A 17,577-nucleotide genomic window follows, 5' to 3' on the forward strand; every position below is an offset into this window, starting at 1 on the left:
CTTGCACCTGAGTACCCATCGTGCGCTCGCATAACCCAAACCTCGTAAATCTTTTGGCTTTTATTCAGCAAGCCCTATTTATCTATCAGATTCGGCGCGGAATTTTTACGCATTTCCACGGATTTTTTTACAAAACTTTACTGGGCGTTGGGTAAAAATATCCAGAAATCGTTTTTCTCTACCTGATATCTCTTTTTTTATTGAACCGCAGAGGGCGCAGAGGGCACAGAGGAAGAGAAGAGAGTAAGAAAGGAGTTCACAAATGATGAGGGATTGCTATGCCAATGCCCAATGCCCAATGCCCAATGCCCAATGCCCAATGCCCAATGCCCCACCTATTTAGCTAACAGTTTTTCAAACACCCCATACATATCCTCAGCCAACTTTTTAGGATTCCACAAAGGTGCGAGATGTTCTGGCTGTTTAGATTTTACTAAATGCTCTTTCACCGCATTTCTGAAACCAGCATCGCGGCCAAACTTAACTCCCCACTGCGTATATTCCTCCCAAGTCCACGCTGCACCAACATCAAGATTTGCACTTTTGAGAAAAGCGTAACCCATGCGCGAAAGATATTGGTCGCCGGAGCGAGTTACCACTGGCAAATTCGCCCACAAAGCCTCTAAATTGTGAGTCCCGCCGTTGTAAGGATAGGAATCTAAAAGCACGTCGGCTACATAATAAATAGCGCGGTGCTCTTCTTCACTTCTGGTTTGCCCTATAAACTTAATCCGACCAAAATCTACTCCCTGAATTTCGCATTCTTGGCGGTAAGTGCTGTGAATAACATCCGGGTCGCCTTGACCTTTGCGGATTAACACGCTCTCTGGTACTTCCTTAAGAATTGTAACTTGAGATCGTACCATTTCGGGATTGGTTTTTCTCCCGGGTGCAACGCACAGATAAGTCATCTGATCTAAGCCAATTCCGAGAGCATTTCTAATCGCCTCTCGATTCACAGGAATGCTTTGCAGTGCGCCAATTGCTACCGAACAAACAGGCAATCTTACTAACTGTTCTAAGTAATTTTTTTCCACACCTGGGGGATGGGTGTGTTCGTCGCAGAGAAAGTAGTGATTATCTGAAATGTAGGGCGCGTCGAATCCCAGCCAAGACACGCAAATCCCCGCAGGATATTGATACAGCACTTCGACATTTGTTGGGACTGTCATCGAGTCTAAGTCTATCAAAACATCCAAGTTGTCTTGCGCTACTTCGGCGAAGATTTCACCGCCATCAGCAAAGCCGTTTGGATATTTTTTAGGCCAGTAAAACTTGCCCGCCATGTCTTCAAACCGCTGCGTAACCTCATCTCGGTGGAGTTTCCCGGTGACGTAAAGGTGAACGTGGGGGGTGATGTGGCTTAGTTCGCGAATTAAAGCTTCGCTGCACCAGCCTACTGAGTGGCGGCGGAAGTGTTTGGAAAGGAAGCCTATTTTTAAATGACGCTGTTCTTTTGTTCGGTAATTAGCTAGGTTGCTTCTGTTAACTTGCTGGCGCTGCGGGACGGCTTTTTGGTAGTATTCTTTGGCAACGAGTCTGTAGAAACTGGCATTTTTTTCGCGATTGTCTCGCAGGTGAGAAACTGCAAACAAGAAGATTTCGTAGAGGAGTTTTAGTTCCATTACGCTAAAAGTTTCGATCTTTTCGTAGCAGAGGTTTTCGATTTCTTCGAGTTTCTGAATAGCCTGTTTGCTGACACCTGATTGCAGGTACGAAAAGACATAGGCTGTAGCTGACATGACTAGGGCATTTTCGCCGCAGTTTTCGCAGTATTTGTCGGCTACGCTGCGGGCTCCGGCGAGGTTGGTGGAATGGCTTAGCAAGTCGCACAATTGTTGGTAGGCTTCGCTATATTTGGGGTTGCATTGGATCGCTTTTTCAAAATTGGCGATCGCCTCCAACGGCTTATCTTGTTTCTGAATGTGTCCCATGCGGCAGTAAACCTCTGCCCACTCCGGTTTTAATGCCAGGGCTTGCTGATAGCTGGCTAAAGCTTCTTCCAGCCGCCCCTGCATCGAAAAACAATTGCCGAGGTTAGCGTGAACTTCCGGCCAGTCGGGCTTGATTTTCAGAGTATTTCGGTAATTAGTAATTGCTTCGTCGTACTTGTTTTGCTGTAAAAAAGAGTTGGCTATATTGAAGTGCAAAACTTCTAAGTGCGGCTTTAAAGCTACAGCTTTCTGATAGTAAGTGATGGCGGCATCGAGATTGCCTTGTTGCGATCGCACGCTGCCGATGTTACCGTAAGCTTCAGCCCAGTCCGGTTTAATGGCGATCGCTTTTTCGTAGCATTCGATGGCTTCGTCGCGCTTTCCTTGGCTGAAAAGTCGATTACCTAAGTTAAAGTGGAAGTCTGCACCGACTAGCTGCGGGTTGAGTTCGGATGTTCTTTTAAAACAGGCGATCGCTGCTTCAATGTTGCCGTGTTGCTGATATACTTTCCCTAAATTCCAGTGAGCTCCCGCTAAATCGGGGCGGAGGGCAATGGCTTGCTGGTAATGGGCGATCGCTTCTTCCAAACGCCCCATTTTGAAATACATACTGCCGATATTGGCCCGCACTTCCGCAAAGTTTGGCTGCAATTCTAGGGCTTGAGAATACGATCGAATCGCAGCTTCATTTTTGCCTTCTGCTTGCAAAGCATTGCCTAAAGTGACGTAAGCGTGGATGAAATCCGGTCGGATTTTTATCGCTTGCTGACAAGCTGCGATCGCCTCTTTAATTTTACCTTCAACTAAAAAATTTTCTGCCAGTTTTTTGTAGGGTTCTACTTCTTGAAAATTGGCAACTTGTCCGCTATCTGGAACATTGAGCGAGGTAACTTGTTCGGAAAGTTCGGCGGGGTTTGTAAAGGGTGTATTTAAAGTTTCAGTGGTGGGCGCTGGCGGCAAATTGATGCTCGAAGGCTGCAAGCCGTAGCCTTCATCTTTGTTGACAGATACTGGTTGCGCTTCGCCTGATTCTGTTTCTAATTCGATAAAGTTGCTGTCGGTAGTTTCCCGCTGTTTTTGTGCGAGCAAACTCGATAGTTTTTCAGCAGCGCTGGCATCTCCCGGTTGCTGTTGCAGCACTTTTTGATAGCAACTAATTGCTGCATCTAACTTTCCTTGCTGCTGCAAAACGCTGCCCAACATCAGATTGACCGAAGATAATTGAGGATTAATTGCCAGAGCTTTTTGGTAATAATTTGCAGCCTGTTCCAATTGCCCTAACTTATAATACATACTGCCGAGATTCGCGCTGGCTTCGGCAAATTCTGGCTGAATTTCTAAAGCTTGCAAGTAAGCTTGAATTGCCATTTCCAGTTTGCCTTGAGCGTGCTGGGCATTGCCCATTGTCAAGTAAGCTGCAGCAAAATCCGGTTTGAATTTAATCGCGAGATTGCAAGAGGCGATCGCCTTTTCAAATTCTCCTTGCAAAACATAAACTTCCGCCAACTTTTTATGAACTTCCGCATCTCCTGGATTTAACTCTAAAGCTTTCTGATAATTCTCGATAGCGCCACCGAGATTACCTGCATCTTTCAGCCGATTTCCCTTTACAAAATATGCTTGAGCTGCTTCTGAATCCACCAACGACTCCGTTATCATTTGCTCTGCCACTCTTACAGTTTTTACACTAATAATATTCAACCATTCTACCCACTCTCGGGAACGCACAGACCAAGTACACCCTCGATTTATATATTCTACCTGCTGCCTCAGATGATTTTCAGCAGTTGCGCCGCCCGCACCCGTGCCCTCATTTAAAACTCCGACTATCGCCTCTAAAAACCGCCTTGTATATCCCTCCCAATCTGGCTTACCCGCCCGCTTCCAATTAGTTATAGATGCAAAATTTTCCACCCCTGACATTGAAACTAGACGGGCAAATCCAGCAGTTGTTTCCGGCAAAGCTGCCAATTCACTCGTCACAATCCGGCAACCGCTGGCCATTGCCTCCATCACGGCAATAGATGAGGTTTCTAAATAGGTATTCGGGTAAGCTAAAACCGCGACTGAACGCAGTTGCCGGACGAGTTCGGGTTGCGGTACGGAACCGATGTACTCGACGCCTTCTGTTTCCTGACACTCGCGGTAAAGTTGACCGAAAAAAAGCCTGTTATCATTGTCGTCTATTTGGTGTACTTTCATGCTTGAAAATACTTTTAATCTGGTTCCGGGGACAGCTTGACGAATTTCGGGAAAGACTTTTAACAAAATATCGAGTCCGCGAAATGGAGTGCTGGTGTAAGCTAGAATGGGCGGTCGAGATTTATGAGAGAGGATAGGAATATTATCGGGGAAAATATTAGCAAAACAAGGTGCGATCGCATTTCTTAAAACGCAACTGCGATTGAAGTCAATCCCAAAGCGCCGATGGAATTGCTCGCGCTGCCAGTCGCTGACAAATACAAAGGCATCGCAAGCATTGATTTCTCGCTCATTTTTAAAATTTTCGAGGAATACAAAGCCCGGCTCGTTATGAATCCACAAAATTAATTGAGTTTGTTCCCCCAAAAGTGGCTTAACTTTCACCGCTTTGCCGAGTATATTGACTATAACTAAAAAATCGAGCGATCGCAGCAATTCTAAATTAGATTTGTCCCCCACGCGCCTCCTGCAATCAACGCCGCGCGACATCCCCGGCTCGGAAGTATTGTTGAGCAAAAATACCTCGTTTCCCTGTGCAGCCAACGCCTCGGCTAAGTAACAAATAGCCGACTGAGTGCCGCCCAAAGGTTCGCGGTAAGGAGTTTCAATGTTGTAATCCCAAGTATAAGTATCAAGAAATCCGATTTTCATTAAATGGTATAATTTTAAAACTATTGAGGAGTACCGAAAATGACCACAGAACAAGATCCCGTAAAATTGATGAAACAGCAAGTCGGCTTTGCTGCTGCCGATCGCGTACAATCTGGTATGATTGTCGGACTCGGCACGGGGTCAACTACAGCTTATACTATTCAAGCATTGGGCGATCGCATAAAATCAGGTGAACTCAAAGATATCAAGGGAGTACCTACATCTTTTCAATCAGAAGTGTTAGCCAAACAGTACGGAGTACCGCTGACAACACTAGATGAAATCGACAGAATTGATGTGGCTATTGATGGCGCTGATGAAGTAGATCCCCACCTCAACTTAATTAAAGGTGGCGGCGCAGCCCACACCCGCGAAAAAGTAGTCGATTACCTCGCAGCTCAGTTTATTGTAGTAGTTGACAGTTCCAAAATGGTAGATAAATTGGGTTCAACTTTTCGCGTACCCATCGAAGTTATACCGATGGCATTAACACCAGTGATGCGCGCCATTGAAAAATTGGGCGGCAAACCCGAACTCCGCATGGGCGTGAAAAAAGCAGGCCCGGTAATTACCGATCAAGGTAATATGGTAATTGATGTCAAATTTGATGAGATTGCCAATCCGGGAGAAATGGAAAAAAGCTTGAATAACATTCCCGGTGTGTTAGAAAATGGTTTGTTTGTAGACTGTACAGATTTGGTTTTAGTCGGCGAAATCACAGACGGCAAACCAGTAGTACGGGAGATTTCTAAATAGTCAAAACTGCCCCCTGGTGGTCAATAACTCTTTGTGGAACAGGCATCTTGCCTGTTCAGGAGAATGCTGCAATAACTCTTTGTACAACAGGCATCTTGCCTGTTCAGGAGGATGCTGCAATATGGCAGTTACAACCGGCAAAAACACCAAAAACAAGGTTTCTTACCCTATAGCAACCGCCAAGACTATTAAGAAGTTCTTAATCAGTGAAACCCTTGCGATTGTTACATCTTCCTGCTTCCTGACATCCGTTACATCCGTTACAGAATCCGTTGCCGAACTTCCTTCTTCCTGACATCCGTTACAGAATCCGTTGCCGAACTTCCTTCTTCTTTCTGCTATAGCTTTGACTTTAATTATGATGATGCAATATCGCAGATTCGGTCGCACAGAATTATCCATGCCCGTCTTTTCCTGCGGTGGCATGAGATATCAGTACAAATGGCAAGACGTGCCAGCCAATGAAATTCCCCTAGACAATCAACAAAATCTAGAATCGACGATTAGCTACTCGATTGAATGCGGCATCAATCACATAGAAACTGCTCGCGGTTACGGCACTTCCGAGATGCAATTGGGGTGGATTTTTCCAAAATTTTCCCGCGAAAAGTTGATAGTACAAACGAAAGTTAGTCCCAAACCGAACTCCCAAGAGTTCCGCGACGAATTTGAAAAATCATTAGCTTATTTGCAACTAGAATACGTCGATTTACTGTCGCTACACGGCATTAATACGTGGGAATTGCTAGAGGAGTCTATGCGTCCGGGCGGCTGCATGGATGTGGCGAAAAAGTTGCAAGCAGAAGGCAAAGTTCGGTTTATTGGTTTTTCAACCCACGGCCCGACGGATGTGATTGTCAAAACAATAGAAACTAATCAATTTGATTATCTTAATTTGCACTGGTACTACATCAATCAAATTAATTGGCAGGCAATTGAAGCTGCTAAACGTCACGATATGGGCGTTTTTATTATCAGTCCTTCCGACAAAGGCGGTCAGCTTTACAGGCCGCCGCAAAAATTGGTAGACTTGTGCTATCCGTTGAGTCCGATGGTGTTTAATGATTTGTTTTGTTTGTCGCATCCGCAAGTACACACTTTGAGCTTGGGCGCAGCCAAACCTGAAGATTTTAACGAGCATCTCAAAGTTTTAGAATTGTTAGATAGAGCCGATGAAATTTTGACTCCGATATTAGAAAAGTTAGAAAAAGCAGCTATTGATACATTAGGAGAAGATTGGTTTAAGACTTGGCACGTGGGTTTACCAACTATCGAAAATACTCCCGGAGGTATTAATATTTATGTGATTCTGTGGCTGTGGAATTTGGCGCAGGCTTACGATACGATCGACTATTGCAAGATGCGCTACAACCTCTTAGGTAATGCCAGTCACTGGTTCCCGGGCCAAAAAGCCGATCGCCTCAATGAATTAGACTTGCGCCGCTGTCTAGCCCACAGTCCCCACGCTGCTAAAATTCCCGGTATTCTTCAAGCAGCCGATCGGCTTTTTGGAGGCGAAGCCATCCAGCGCTTGTCCCAAGAATAATCAAAAAAAAACCCGGTTTCAAGACAGAAACCGGGTTGGTGAACCGGAGCACGTGAGTTAGTTACGCGCACACAATTAGCCTATACTTGAGAAACTCTCACAACCATCGCCCATCCGTCTCATCCATTCGGGCGATACAACTTTTTTTCTCAACTCACTCCCATTTTGCTTTAATCTGAGATAAAACAGTTAATAATTCACTTAGGTACTTTTTATGACTCTTAAACGCCGAGATTTTTTGTATTTGCTGACTGCTACCGTCGGAGCTATTACCGCAGGTGCTTGCCAAGCGTCAGGAAATAATGTACCTCAAGCAAGTCCAGTTGCAGAAAGTCCAAAAATTGCCCAAACCCCCGGGCCTTTTACACTACCGCCTTTGCCTTACGAATACAATGCTTTAGAACCGCACATCGATGCGCGGACAATGCAATTTCACCATGACAAACACCACGCCGCCTACGTTAAAAACCTCAACGATGCTGTCAGCAAATACCCGCAGCTCAAAAATATGAGTGCTGAAAATATGCTGCGAGATTTGAGCAAAGTACCGGAAGATATTCGCACAACAGTGCGTAACAATGGCGGCGGACACCTAAATCACACTATGTTTTGGGAAATCATGGGTCCCAACGGCGGCGGCGAACCCACAGGGGCAATTGCAACAGCAATTAAGCAAACTTTCGGCAGTGTTGACGATTTTAAAACACAATTTAACGATGCCGGCGCCAAGCGTTTTGGCAGCGGTTGGGTTTGGCTAGTCCGCAATAAAGCTGGCAAACTGGAGATTACAACTACGGCAAATCAAGACACGCCTTTAATAGATGGCAACTATCCAATTATGGGTAACGATGTTTGGGAACACGCTTATTATCTCAAATATCAAAACCTTCGCGCCGACTACTTAAAAGCTTGGTGGAATGTTGTTAATTGGGCGGAAATTAACAAGCGCTACGAAAAGGCTAGCGCTTAGTTCAAAAAAGCTTGTTGTTGCGATTGAGCGCAAACAGCTCAACAACAAACTTTGTTTTAAGTAGGTAGGCGCTGTAAAAGGCAATTAAGTTAAACGATTGTAAAATACCCTGAGCCTTAAGCGTGGCTGACTGAGCAATGTTTCCATACTGTTAGATGGTTCAGTTTAATGCCGCCTACCTACTTATTTTCTGATTCTGCTGTCAAACTCGGGCTGCCCTCAATGTACAATCCACCATCTACCTTTAACACGCTGCCCGCGATGTAACCAGCCGCATCAGATGCCAGGAAAACTGCTGCTTTGCCTAAGTCTTCCGGGAAGCCCATCCTACCAAGAGGCATTTGGTTGCTGAACGACTCAAGCAATTCGTCGCTGTACCAGCGTCGCTCACCCGGAGTATCAGTCCACCCAGGCTCTAGGATGTTGACCCGAATTTTGTGCCACATCAGTTCATTCGCCATAGAAAGAACGAGGTGATGACAGGCTGCTTTGGTGGTGTTGTAGTCAATCGCACCCTTATACGGAAAATGGGCGTGCGGGGATGAGATATGGATAATCGAGCCTTTGGCCTTCCTTTCCACCATACGGCGGGCGACTATTTGACAGATGTGAAACACACCGTACACCCCTATTTCTAGTGTCCGCTGTAAATCCTCAAATTTAGTTTCTAGCAAGGTGTTTCGGACGCTGGCGATCGCATTTGTCACTAGAATATCGATTTGACCGAGTTCTTGCTCGCACGTATCCACCATCCTTTCCACTTGATCGCGCTGGGAGACATCTGCTTGAATGGCGATAGCGCGACGCCCGAGTGAGTGAATCTGGTTGACTATTTCTCGCGCAGATGTTGGAGAACCGCAATAGTTGACACAAACATCGGCACCAGATTTGGCTAATTCAAGGGCGATGCCAGCACCAATTCCTTTCGAGCTACCTGTGACAAGTGCAATCTTATTGGCAAGCATAGTTAGTATTGAAAAACGGCTATAGCTAGCGCACGGGACGCTCGAACTGCTGTACAGCTTTCCGCAAGTAAACGCAGTGCCGCGCCCCCTGACTCGTCGGCGTTGTGAATGCTTCGACTGACTCAACTGTGCCGCCCAAATGCTCGATCGCCCTTTGCAACTCCGTTTCTTCCTCCACCGTCCAATTCCCACGGTATAGTACAGCCAAACCGCCATTTTTCAGCAGAGGCAGCGCGCATTTAGCGCAGAGAGGAGCGGCTCCCACTGCTCGGAGAACTGCTAGATCGTAAGCTTGTTTGTGCTGTGGCACTCGGGCAATTTCATCGGCTCTGCCCAACAAAGTCGCAGCATTTTCTATCCCTAAAGACGGCAAAACTGTTTCCAAGAAATCAATTTTCTTGCGAGTAGAATCGAGCAAAGTAACTGATAGTTGCGGCAGGGCGATCGCGATCGGCAACCCCGGAAAACCCCCACCAGTCCCAATGTCGATCGCTTTCTGCAGCGACTCGGCGGCCAATTCTGGATTTTCCGCCGAATTGTGATTAGCTGGCAGCAATCTGGCAATTCCCCGCAGAGAATCCCACAAATGTTTTTCCCAAAACTCCATCGGCTCAGTAATTCGAGTTAAATTCAAGGAGCGATTTCCCTCGACAATTAACTCATAAAGTCGCTGAAATAGTTGTTGCTGCGACTCATTCGGCTGCCAATTCAGCGTTTTTTGCCACAACTCATTCATCTGGGGCAACACAGACATTTTAATCTCATTTATCATCTAATTCTATTCTCACTTTTTTCTTGCTGTCCGCTTAGGCGGACTTCGTTTGTCTAGACGCGAATTCTATTCGCCGGGAAACCATTGGCAACGCCATAAAAATCAAACGCAACTCGTTTCCTTAGCTTCTAACTTAGCCCGATCGACCTCCAGCAAATCCCCGTGGTCTAAAGTCCAAAATTTATCGGCTACACTCAACAAATCGCTAGCATCGTGAGTAACAATCAACAAAGTCCAGTGACTTTTCAACTTACTCAACAAGCTTACCAACTGCCGCCGCATCGACCAATCCAAACCCGCCGTCGGTTCGTCCAAAAGTAGCAAATGCGGCTGCCGAATTAGCTGCACTGCCAGGGCTACCCTGCGCTGTTGTCCGCCGCTCAAAGCGTGGGGGGAAGCCCGCAGCGGCAAATGTCCGAGTCCCACTTCTGCCATTGCTGAGTTAATTTGTTCTTGTCCCAATTCAGGATGTCCCAACCGCAATTCTTCTAAAATTGTGCCTCCGCAAAAATGCCTTTCTGGAAACTGGAACACTAAACCTCCTAACTGTTGCAAGTGTTCCGGTGTTAATTCCTGTTCGCGCCAGCGGATGTCGCCGCTAGTTTTTTCCGCTAAACCTGCTAATATTTCTAATAGCGTACTTTTGCCTGAACCGCTGCGGCCCACAATCAGCCCCATTTGCTGCGAGGGCAGTTCTAAGTTAATATTTTTCAGAATAGGATTCGGACAGGCGGTAGGGTGATATACTAAGTTTTTTAGATAAAGCATTAACGCAATTGGTAATTGGGGAGAAGGAAGGCACTACAGGAATTTTGACAAGGATACACGGATTAATTATCCAGCCTCAGCGATTTGTTTCTAGCTTGGGCCGATCGCACACAATTATTTTACATAAATCTTTACAACGATTTCCTTTTTTTTCAGGATTGGTGTTTGATTTTTCGGTTTTTTCATGGTATTATATTTTAATAATGGAAATCTGTTCTTTAATATATTATACAAGTCACACTTGCATTATTTAAATATACCTCAACAACCACAAAAAATCAAGCAAATTTCACTCTTTTTTTGGTCGCGACCCGAGAGTTTGAGAATTTAACTCTCTTGTTTCTAGTTTACAGTATATTCCACTCAGAGAATTGACGATGACGAAAACCCCTTTAGCATCGCTTGGCAAGCAAATGTTAAGTTCTAAACAGACAGTGCGGGCGATCCCTTTCGCACTCGCGATCGCCCTCAGCATCTGCATTAACTCCGCATTAGCGGGCGATCCCTTTCGCACCAGCAACCCGCAGGCGATCGGGCCCAATACCGAGACCGCTTTCAAAACAATGTTTCAGCAAGGAAACTACAAACAAGCAAAAACTCAAGTTCAACAAGCCCTATCAGCCGAACCAAACGAACCGCTAGTCTATGCGATGGCAGCCTCGCTATCATACATCGAAAAAGACTTCAACTCGATGAATTCCTACGCGCAAAAAACCCGCGAAGTCGGCGAACAATTAAGCAAAACCAACCCACTGCGCGGCAACATCTACACAGCAGCAGGCCACTTTCTAGAAGGGGCAAACATTATAGCCAAAGAAGGAACAGCCAAAGGCGCGCCCCAAGCTGTGAGTAAATTGCGAGTAGTATTTCAATACCTAGAAGCCGCCGAAAAAATAGCTCCCAATGACCCCGAACTCAACCTGATAAAAGGCTACATGGACTTAATGCTAGCCACAAACCTGCCCTTTTCCAACCCCAACGAAGCAATTCAAAGACTCGAACAAAAAGCCTCTCCCCGCTACTTAGCTTATCGTGGGGTCGCCGTCGGCTATCGAGACTTGAAAAAGTACGATCGCGCTTTAGAATTTGCCAACAAATCCCTAGCAGAAACGCCAAACAATCCCGAAGTTCTCTATCTAAAAGGACAAATCTTGTTTTCCCAATCCCAGGCGAAAGACAGCAACAAAACCTTACTTGAGGAAGCCCGAAAAAACTTCGACGCCGCCTTAGCAAAACCAGACCAACTGCCCCGCAGTTTAGTAGCCGAAATCTTCTTTCAGCAGTGCAGAACCCGTAACCGTCTCGACAGCCAATCTCGCGCCTGCGACCCGATGCGCGATAAAATCAGAGATGCAGATGGAGTCTGGGGGCCGGCAGCCTTACCACCACTATAAAAAGAGTCAGAGGGGAAGTCAGAAGTCAGGAGTCAGGAGGAAAATTTTCCCTGTCTCCCTCTCTCCCACTTTTCCTCTCTCCTGCAATCCAATTCCTGCAATTCCATTCCCTTTCTTTGATAAAATTGATGCAAGTAGAGTTTCGCGAGTTTAACCCCTTTGACCTCTGGATTTGGCTGAAGTTCAGCAACGTGCCTTCAAACGGTGAAAAACAGTATGTTGAAGAAGTGTTTGACTCTTGGTTTTTCTTGGGAAAACTCGGAGGATTTAATGCGGAAAATTTGCAAGTTCAAGATGAAGGCTTAGATATCAGTGATATGAATTACGATGTTAATCTAGCCGACCAAAGTATGATGGCTTTGATGCACAATATGGGAGAAATGGAGTATCAAGGTTCTTGGGCTCGCTGCTGGTTTGATTTGGGTACTAGCGATGCAATTGGGCTCGATGTTTTGATTAATGTTTTCCAGCAACTCAGCAAAGAATTCGTAACGATTGAAAAACTAATTATCGGCGGTGAAAATATAGACTGGCCAATTGAAAATAGGAGGAGCAGAGAGGGTTTTGCCGCCGATAATTAAACGTGGGCATCACACGGATGACACGGATACAGAGATAATATAGTCCTGGACGCACGAGTAATCAGAAACCGGGTTTTTTCCCTTGAATACTTTGTTACAACCCTTGAAGGGCAAAAAACCCGGTTTCTTTGGTTTTGATGCGTAATGACTAATGACTGATGACTGATGGCTATATTATGCAAGGTAAAATTCGCGTCATTGTTTTAGGATTAATTCGATCGCACGATCGCATCTTCGTCTCAGAATGCGAAGATCCGGTCAAACAAGACACATTTTACCGAGCTCTGGGCGGTGGCATAGAATTCGGAGAACACAGCATCGACGCTTTGCAAAGAGAGTTTCAAGAAGAAATTAAAGCCGAGTTAACAAATATCAAATATTTGGCTTGTTTGGAAAATTTTTTTATTTTTAATGGCGAAGCCGGACACGAACTAATACAACTCTATCAGTGCGAATTTGTCGACCCCAAATTTTATCAATTGGAGAGTCTAGCCTTTGCAGACGGAGAGTGGATATTTACCGCACTTTGGATGCCGCTCGATCGCTTTCGTTCGGGCGAATTGCGCCTAGTTCCAGACAAATTTATCGACTACTGCGAAGGCTAATAACTCAACCAATACCAAAAAACAAATACCTGATATGGGAGAATTACACCTAAAATATTTGCCGTCGGGGCGGGTTTCACCTGAAATATTGGCGATAACTAACAGGATGAATAAACCCGCCCCTTCCTTCCGCCCGCGCGTTACCTTGATCTACCGTACATTTGGCAGCTTATCCAACACGTCATAGAGAAGAGAGTTAATAAAACCGAGGGCGATCGCCCCCAGCAAAGCACTCCAAATTCCCCACCGCAACCGGAATCCCTCCACTAGCCAAGCCGCCAATCCAAACATAGCAGCGTTGATAACCATCGCAAACAAGCTATAAGTTGGCAACGCAACTGGTTCAACATTTCCCACAAAAACCGGCCGCACCAAAGCATTCAGCAATCCAAAAACGGCAGCCGAAATCATCGCTTTTCCAAAACTGTCAATATCTACCCCGATGGGCAACTTGGAAAGAATAAAAAAGCTCACAGAATTAACCAGCCAAGCAATTGCCACCGAAAAGATGTCGAGCTTCATTTGGCCATCTCCTTAAAAAAGCTAAACATTAAATCGGAACAACAGCACATCCCCCTCTTGTACAACATACTCTTTTCCTTCACTGCGAACTAAGCCTTTTTCCTTAGCCGCATTCATGGCGCCCGTAGCAACCAAATCTTCATATGCTACAGTTTCTGCCCGGATGAAACCCCGTTCAAAATCAGAGTGAATAACCCCCGCAGCTTGCGGTGCTAACATTCCCGCGATAATCGTCCAAGCGCGAGTTTCCTTCGGGCCGCTAGTAAAATAAGTCCGCAAACCCAATAATTCATAAGTAGCTCGAATCAGAGATTTCAAGCCACCTTCTTTTACCCCCAGAGATTCTAGGAAATCCGTTCTTTCCTCCTCTGATAACTCCACCAATTCTGACTCAACTTGCGCCGAAACTATGACAACCTTAGCATTTTCTTTAGCTGCTACTTCCCGCACTTGTTCGACATAGCTATTTCCCGTTGCTAAATCGTCATCAGAGACGTTAGCAGCATAGATAATTGGTTTGTTTGTCAGTAATTCCAAACCTTTAACTAATTCAGCTTCTTCATCTGTGAAATTGTACTGGCGCGCCGGTTTCCCCGCATTCAAAACCGCGACCAATTTTTCGAGCACGTCCACTTCAGCCTGGGCTTCCTTGTTGTTGCGGGCTTGTTTGCGAGTTCGATCGAGCCTGCGTTCAATTTGAGCTAAGTCTGCTAGAATTAATTCGAGATTGATAATGTCAATATCTCGCTGGGGATCGACAGAACCTGCAACGTGAATAATATCATCATTGTCAAAACAGCGGACAACGTGGACGATCGCATCTACAGCCCGGATGTGAGACAAAAACTGATTTCCCAGTCCTTCCCCCTGACTCGCGCCCTTCACCAAACCCGCAATATCCACAAACTCCATCCGCGTCGGCACAGTTTGCGCGGAATTGGAAATATTGCTCAGCACCTTCAACCGTTCGTCTGGCACTGCCACGATACCCGTATTTGGCTCGATCGTACAGAAAGGAAAATTAGCAGCAGTCGCCTTGGCATTAGCAACCAGAGCATTAAACAAAGTAGATTTGCCAACATTAGGCAGTCCGACAATTCCGGCAGTAAGCATAGCTATTTAGAAACATATCACTGTATCAAAATATCATAAGGAATAGCAATATATATGACTTGTGTGTTTTAACTTCCACTGCTAAGCTTGAGTAAATATACAACTTAAGGTAGATGGCTCAATGGTTAACCGATGGTTAAGCAAAGTGACGATCGCTGCGGGGCTGTCGCTGCCTCTGTTAGGACTCACAGCAGCTAGCGTTTTCGCTCAGATTGTCACAATTTCGGTGATTAACAACAGCGGCAAGACGATGACAGCCATCTATATGTCTCCTCCTGATAAGGAGGCTTGGGGAAAAAACGAGTTAGGCGACCCGATTGCCGATCGGGAAAAGGCAGAGTTTGAGTGGGATCAAGCTGACTACGAGGGTTCGGATGCGGGCTGTGTTTTTGATGTCAGGGCCGAATACGCTGACGGCAGATCGACTGATTTGCTTGATGTTGACCTTTGTAAAGAGACTGCGCTCAACTTCAAGTAATCGATAATCTACGCAAAAACCGAGTTTTTTCAAGTCTGATATTCCACAAAAAGATTGAGGACTTTGGAGAAACCCGGTTTTTGCGATCAACCTCACAAACAATCTTAAATTTCGCGATCGACTAAAACATAATTTACACAGGTTCAGGGATTGTCTGAGGAATAGGCTCCGGCACTGTCTGAGGAATTGGAGAAGGTACAGTTTCCGGCAGGGGTTCGGGAATTGGCTGCGGAATTGGCGCAGGTACCGGTTCGGGTACAATGCCGGGAATCGGTTCGGGTACGGGGCCCGGCACTGGTGGCGATGCGGGTATAGTCGGCAGCCCCGGTTCGGTACTGGGAATCTGCGGGCCTGGAAATGGACTAGGGTTGGGGAAAATCATGTTAGTTTTTTGCTCGCTAATAGAGATGTTCCAAAAACATTTTGTCGCCACTTCTAGCTATGTTTTACAACAACAATAACTGAGTTGTGGTCTTGTTTTATATCATAATTTTAAACTCACGATTGCGGCGGACACATCTATCTAAATAGCTATAATTAACTATTACGTCTGCATAAAATTATGCCTTTGGCATTAAACTAAGTAGGTGGTTACAAATAAACATTAGATGGGGAGGGCGCGTGAGTACAGCAAGAAACTGCCTGAGAGTAAAGATACTGCCTCAATCCGGCCCTACAAGATATTATTGTTTTTTCATATCGCTCTACTTAGATATCAAATACAGCAATCAAGATTAATCGTGTCACCAGCAAACTCTCAAACAAAAACTCCCCTATTAGATGCTTTGCGCGATCGCACAAATCAGCCACACGCCCCATTTTATGCCCCCGGACACAAAGGCGGACAAGGAATCTCTCAACCCCTAATTGACTTATTCGGTGCGACAGTATTTCGATCGGATTTGCCGGAATTGCCGGAATTAGATAATCTCTTTAACCCAGAAGGTGCAATTGCCGAAGCTCAAGACTTAGCCGCCGAAGCTTTTGGAGCCCACTCAACTCGGTTTTTGGCTAACGGTTCGACTTGCGGAATTATTGCCGCCATCTTAGCAACTTGCAGCCCCGGCGATAAAATTATCTTGCCTCGAAATATCCACTCCTCGGCGATTTCAGGTTTGATTTTATCCGGTGCAATTCCAATTTTTGTCAGTCCAGAGTACAACCCGAATTGGGATATTGCCAACAGCATCACCCCACAAGCCACAGCCTCCGCATTAGAACAACATCCCGACGCGAAAGCAGTAATGATAGTTTATCCCACCTATCACGGCGTCTGCGGAGATTTGCGGGCGATCGCCCAAATTACCCATCAATACAACATACCGTTATTAGTAGACGAAGCCCACGGCGCGCACTTTAACTTTCATCCAAACTTGCCAGAACCAGCACTATCAGCAGGTGCAGATTTAACAGTACAATCAATCCACAAAACCCTCGGTGCAATGACACAAGCATCGATGCTGCACGTCAAGGGCGATCGTATAGATATCCAAAAATTAAATAGAGCATTGGAGTTAGTACAATCTACCAGTCCGAGTTACATACTATTAGCCTCCCTAGACGCAGCCCGCCAACAAATCGCACTCCACGGCAAAGAGTTAATGGCGCAAACTTTACAGCTAGCAGAAAAAGCGCGATCGCGCATCAGTCAAATTCCAGGCTTATCTGTTTTAGAACCGTTAAATACACCTGGTTTTGCAGCATTAGACCGCACCAGGCTAACAGTAAAAGTATCAGATTTAGGAATCACAGGATTTGCAGCCGATGAAATTCTGCACTCTCAACTCGCCGTTACCGCAGAACTTCCCATGCCCCAACATCTAACATTTATTATCAGCTTGGGAAATACAGAATTAGATATTGACAATTTAGTTAAAGCTTGTACTTTTTTAGAAGCAAGAAGGAAGAAGGAAGAAGAAAGTTCGGCAACGGATTCTGTAACGGATGTAACGGATGTCAGGAAGAAGGAAGAAGTCCGAAAGAAGAAGTCCGAGAGAAGAAGTCCGATGTCCGATGGAAGATTTGCCCAATCTCCCACTCTCCCAATCTCCCCCTCTCCCCCTCTCCTTTCCCCCCGGGAGGCCTTCTTTTTCCCAGCGGAAACAGTACCCGCAGACAAAGCAGTCGATCGACTCAGCGCCGAACTCATCTGTCCCTATCCCCCAGGAATACCAGTCTTGATGCCCGGTGAAATCATTACCCCAGCAGCCGTTGACTACCTGCAACAAATCCTTGCCGCCGGCGGCAAAATCACAGGTTGTAGCGATAGAAACCTCCAAACTCTCAAGGTTGTGCGACAGTAAATATTAAGGCTTGGGGG

16 protein-coding genes are annotated in these 17,577 nt (G+C 45.8%); 8 read left to right on the forward strand and 8 right to left on the reverse strand.

Features of this window, described 5'->3' with window-relative positions:
* Positions 1-335: 335 nt before the first annotated feature.
* Positions 336-4,787 carry a tetratricopeptide repeat protein gene (locus QUB33_RS16820; RefSeq protein ID WP_333351705.1) on the reverse strand — a complete coding sequence of 1,484 codons (4,452 nt, stop codon included), beginning with the start codon at positions 4,785-4,787 and terminating at the stop codon, positions 336-338.
* Positions 4,788-4,826: 39 nt separating this feature from the next.
* Between QUB33_RS16820 and rpiA the strand changes: the two genes are divergently transcribed.
* The gene (rpiA, locus tag QUB33_RS16825) at positions 4,827-5,543 is read left to right on the forward strand and encodes a ribose-5-phosphate isomerase RpiA (RefSeq protein WP_333351706.1); all 717 of its coding nucleotides are present in this window, start codon (positions 4,827-4,829) and stop codon (positions 5,541-5,543) included.
* A 162-nt stretch (positions 5,544-5,705) separates the two neighbouring features.
* On the opposite strand, the gene QUB33_RS16830 is transcribed toward rpiA, so the two are convergent.
* Complete coding sequence (locus tag QUB33_RS16830) at positions 5,706-5,945, reverse strand: hypothetical protein (protein WP_333351789.1); 240 nt, start codon at positions 5,943-5,945, stop codon at positions 5,706-5,708.
* On the opposite strand from QUB33_RS16830, the gene QUB33_RS16835 reads away from it, so the two are divergent.
* The gene (locus QUB33_RS16835) at positions 5,908-7,089 is read left to right on the forward strand and encodes an aldo/keto reductase (protein WP_333351784.1); all 1,182 of its coding nucleotides are present in this window, start codon (positions 5,908-5,910) and stop codon (positions 7,087-7,089) included. The genes QUB33_RS16830 and QUB33_RS16835 overlap by 38 nt on opposite strands.
* A gap of 214 nt (positions 7,090-7,303) precedes the next feature.
* Positions 7,304-8,059, forward strand: a complete 756-nt coding sequence (locus tag QUB33_RS16840; RefSeq protein ID WP_333351707.1) for a Fe-Mn family superoxide dismutase — start codon at positions 7,304-7,306, stop codon at positions 8,057-8,059.
* A gap of 179 nt (positions 8,060-8,238) precedes the next feature.
* On the opposite strand, the gene QUB33_RS16845 is transcribed toward QUB33_RS16840, so the two are convergent.
* The 3 genes from QUB33_RS16845 to QUB33_RS16855 form a co-directional block, all read right to left on the reverse strand.
* Positions 8,239-9,024 (reverse strand): SDR family oxidoreductase, encoded by a 786-nt coding sequence (locus tag QUB33_RS16845; RefSeq protein ID WP_333351708.1) that lies wholly within the window; start codon positions 9,022-9,024, stop codon positions 8,239-8,241.
* A 25-nt stretch (positions 9,025-9,049) separates the two neighbouring features.
* Entirely contained in the window at positions 9,050-9,778 is a 729-nt protein-coding gene (gene rsmG, locus QUB33_RS16850) for a 16S rRNA (guanine(527)-N(7))-methyltransferase RsmG (protein ID WP_333351709.1), read from the reverse strand.
* Positions 9,779-9,898: 120 nt separating this feature from the next.
* Positions 9,899-10,564 (reverse strand): ABC transporter ATP-binding protein, encoded by a 666-nt coding sequence (locus QUB33_RS16855; RefSeq protein ID WP_006633111.1) that lies wholly within the window; start codon positions 10,562-10,564, stop codon positions 9,899-9,901.
* Between the two features lie 377 nt (positions 10,565-10,941).
* Here QUB33_RS16855 and QUB33_RS16860 point away from each other — a divergent pair, with 377 nt between their 5' ends.
* The 3 genes from QUB33_RS16860 to QUB33_RS16870 all read left to right on the forward strand — a co-directional run bounded on the left by QUB33_RS16860 (position 10,942) and on the right by QUB33_RS16870 (position 13,144).
* The gene (locus QUB33_RS16860) at positions 10,942-11,958 is read left to right on the forward strand and encodes a Sll0314/Alr1548 family TPR repeat-containing protein (RefSeq protein ID WP_333351710.1); all 1,017 of its coding nucleotides are present in this window, start codon (positions 10,942-10,944) and stop codon (positions 11,956-11,958) included.
* Positions 11,959-12,086: 128 nt separating this feature from the next.
* Complete coding sequence (locus tag QUB33_RS16865) at positions 12,087-12,539, forward strand: DUF3531 family protein (RefSeq protein WP_190659407.1); 453 nt, start codon at positions 12,087-12,089, stop codon at positions 12,537-12,539.
* A gap of 158 nt (positions 12,540-12,697) precedes the next feature.
* Entirely contained in the window at positions 12,698-13,144 is a 447-nt protein-coding gene (locus tag QUB33_RS16870) for an NUDIX hydrolase (protein WP_333351711.1), read from the forward strand.
* A gap of 150 nt (positions 13,145-13,294) precedes the next feature.
* Here QUB33_RS16870 and QUB33_RS16875 read toward each other — a convergent pair whose 3' ends face one another.
* Positions 13,295-13,666: a phage holin family protein gene (locus QUB33_RS16875; RefSeq protein ID WP_333351712.1), complete on the reverse strand. Its 372-nt coding sequence runs from the start codon at positions 13,664-13,666 to the stop codon at positions 13,295-13,297.
* Between the two features lie 21 nt (positions 13,667-13,687).
* Positions 13,688-14,779 (reverse strand): redox-regulated ATPase YchF, encoded by a 1,092-nt coding sequence (gene ychF / locus QUB33_RS16880; RefSeq protein ID WP_333351713.1) that lies wholly within the window; start codon positions 14,777-14,779, stop codon positions 13,688-13,690.
* Between the two features lie 121 nt (positions 14,780-14,900).
* Between ychF and QUB33_RS16885 the strand changes: the two genes are divergently transcribed.
* Entirely contained in the window at positions 14,901-15,257 is a 357-nt protein-coding gene (locus QUB33_RS16885) for a hypothetical protein (protein ID WP_333351716.1), read from the forward strand.
* Positions 15,258-15,390: 133 nt separating this feature from the next.
* On the opposite strand, the gene QUB33_RS16890 is transcribed toward QUB33_RS16885, so the two are convergent.
* Entirely contained in the window at positions 15,391-15,639 is a 249-nt protein-coding gene (locus QUB33_RS16890) for a gamma-aminobutyric acid A receptor, epsilon-like protein (protein ID WP_333351718.1), read from the reverse strand.
* 358 nt (positions 15,640-15,997) lie between these two features.
* On the opposite strand from QUB33_RS16890, the gene QUB33_RS16895 reads away from it, so the two are divergent.
* Entirely contained in the window at positions 15,998-17,560 is a 1,563-nt protein-coding gene (locus QUB33_RS16895) for an aminotransferase class I/II-fold pyridoxal phosphate-dependent enzyme (protein ID WP_333351720.1), read from the forward strand.
* The last annotated feature ends 17 nt before the right edge of the window (positions 17,561-17,577 follow it).

This window comes from Microcoleus sp. B3-A4 (genome assembly GCF_036705385.1).
Taxonomy (GTDB): Bacteria; Cyanobacteriota; Cyanobacteriia; order Cyanobacteriales; family Microcoleaceae; genus Microcoleus.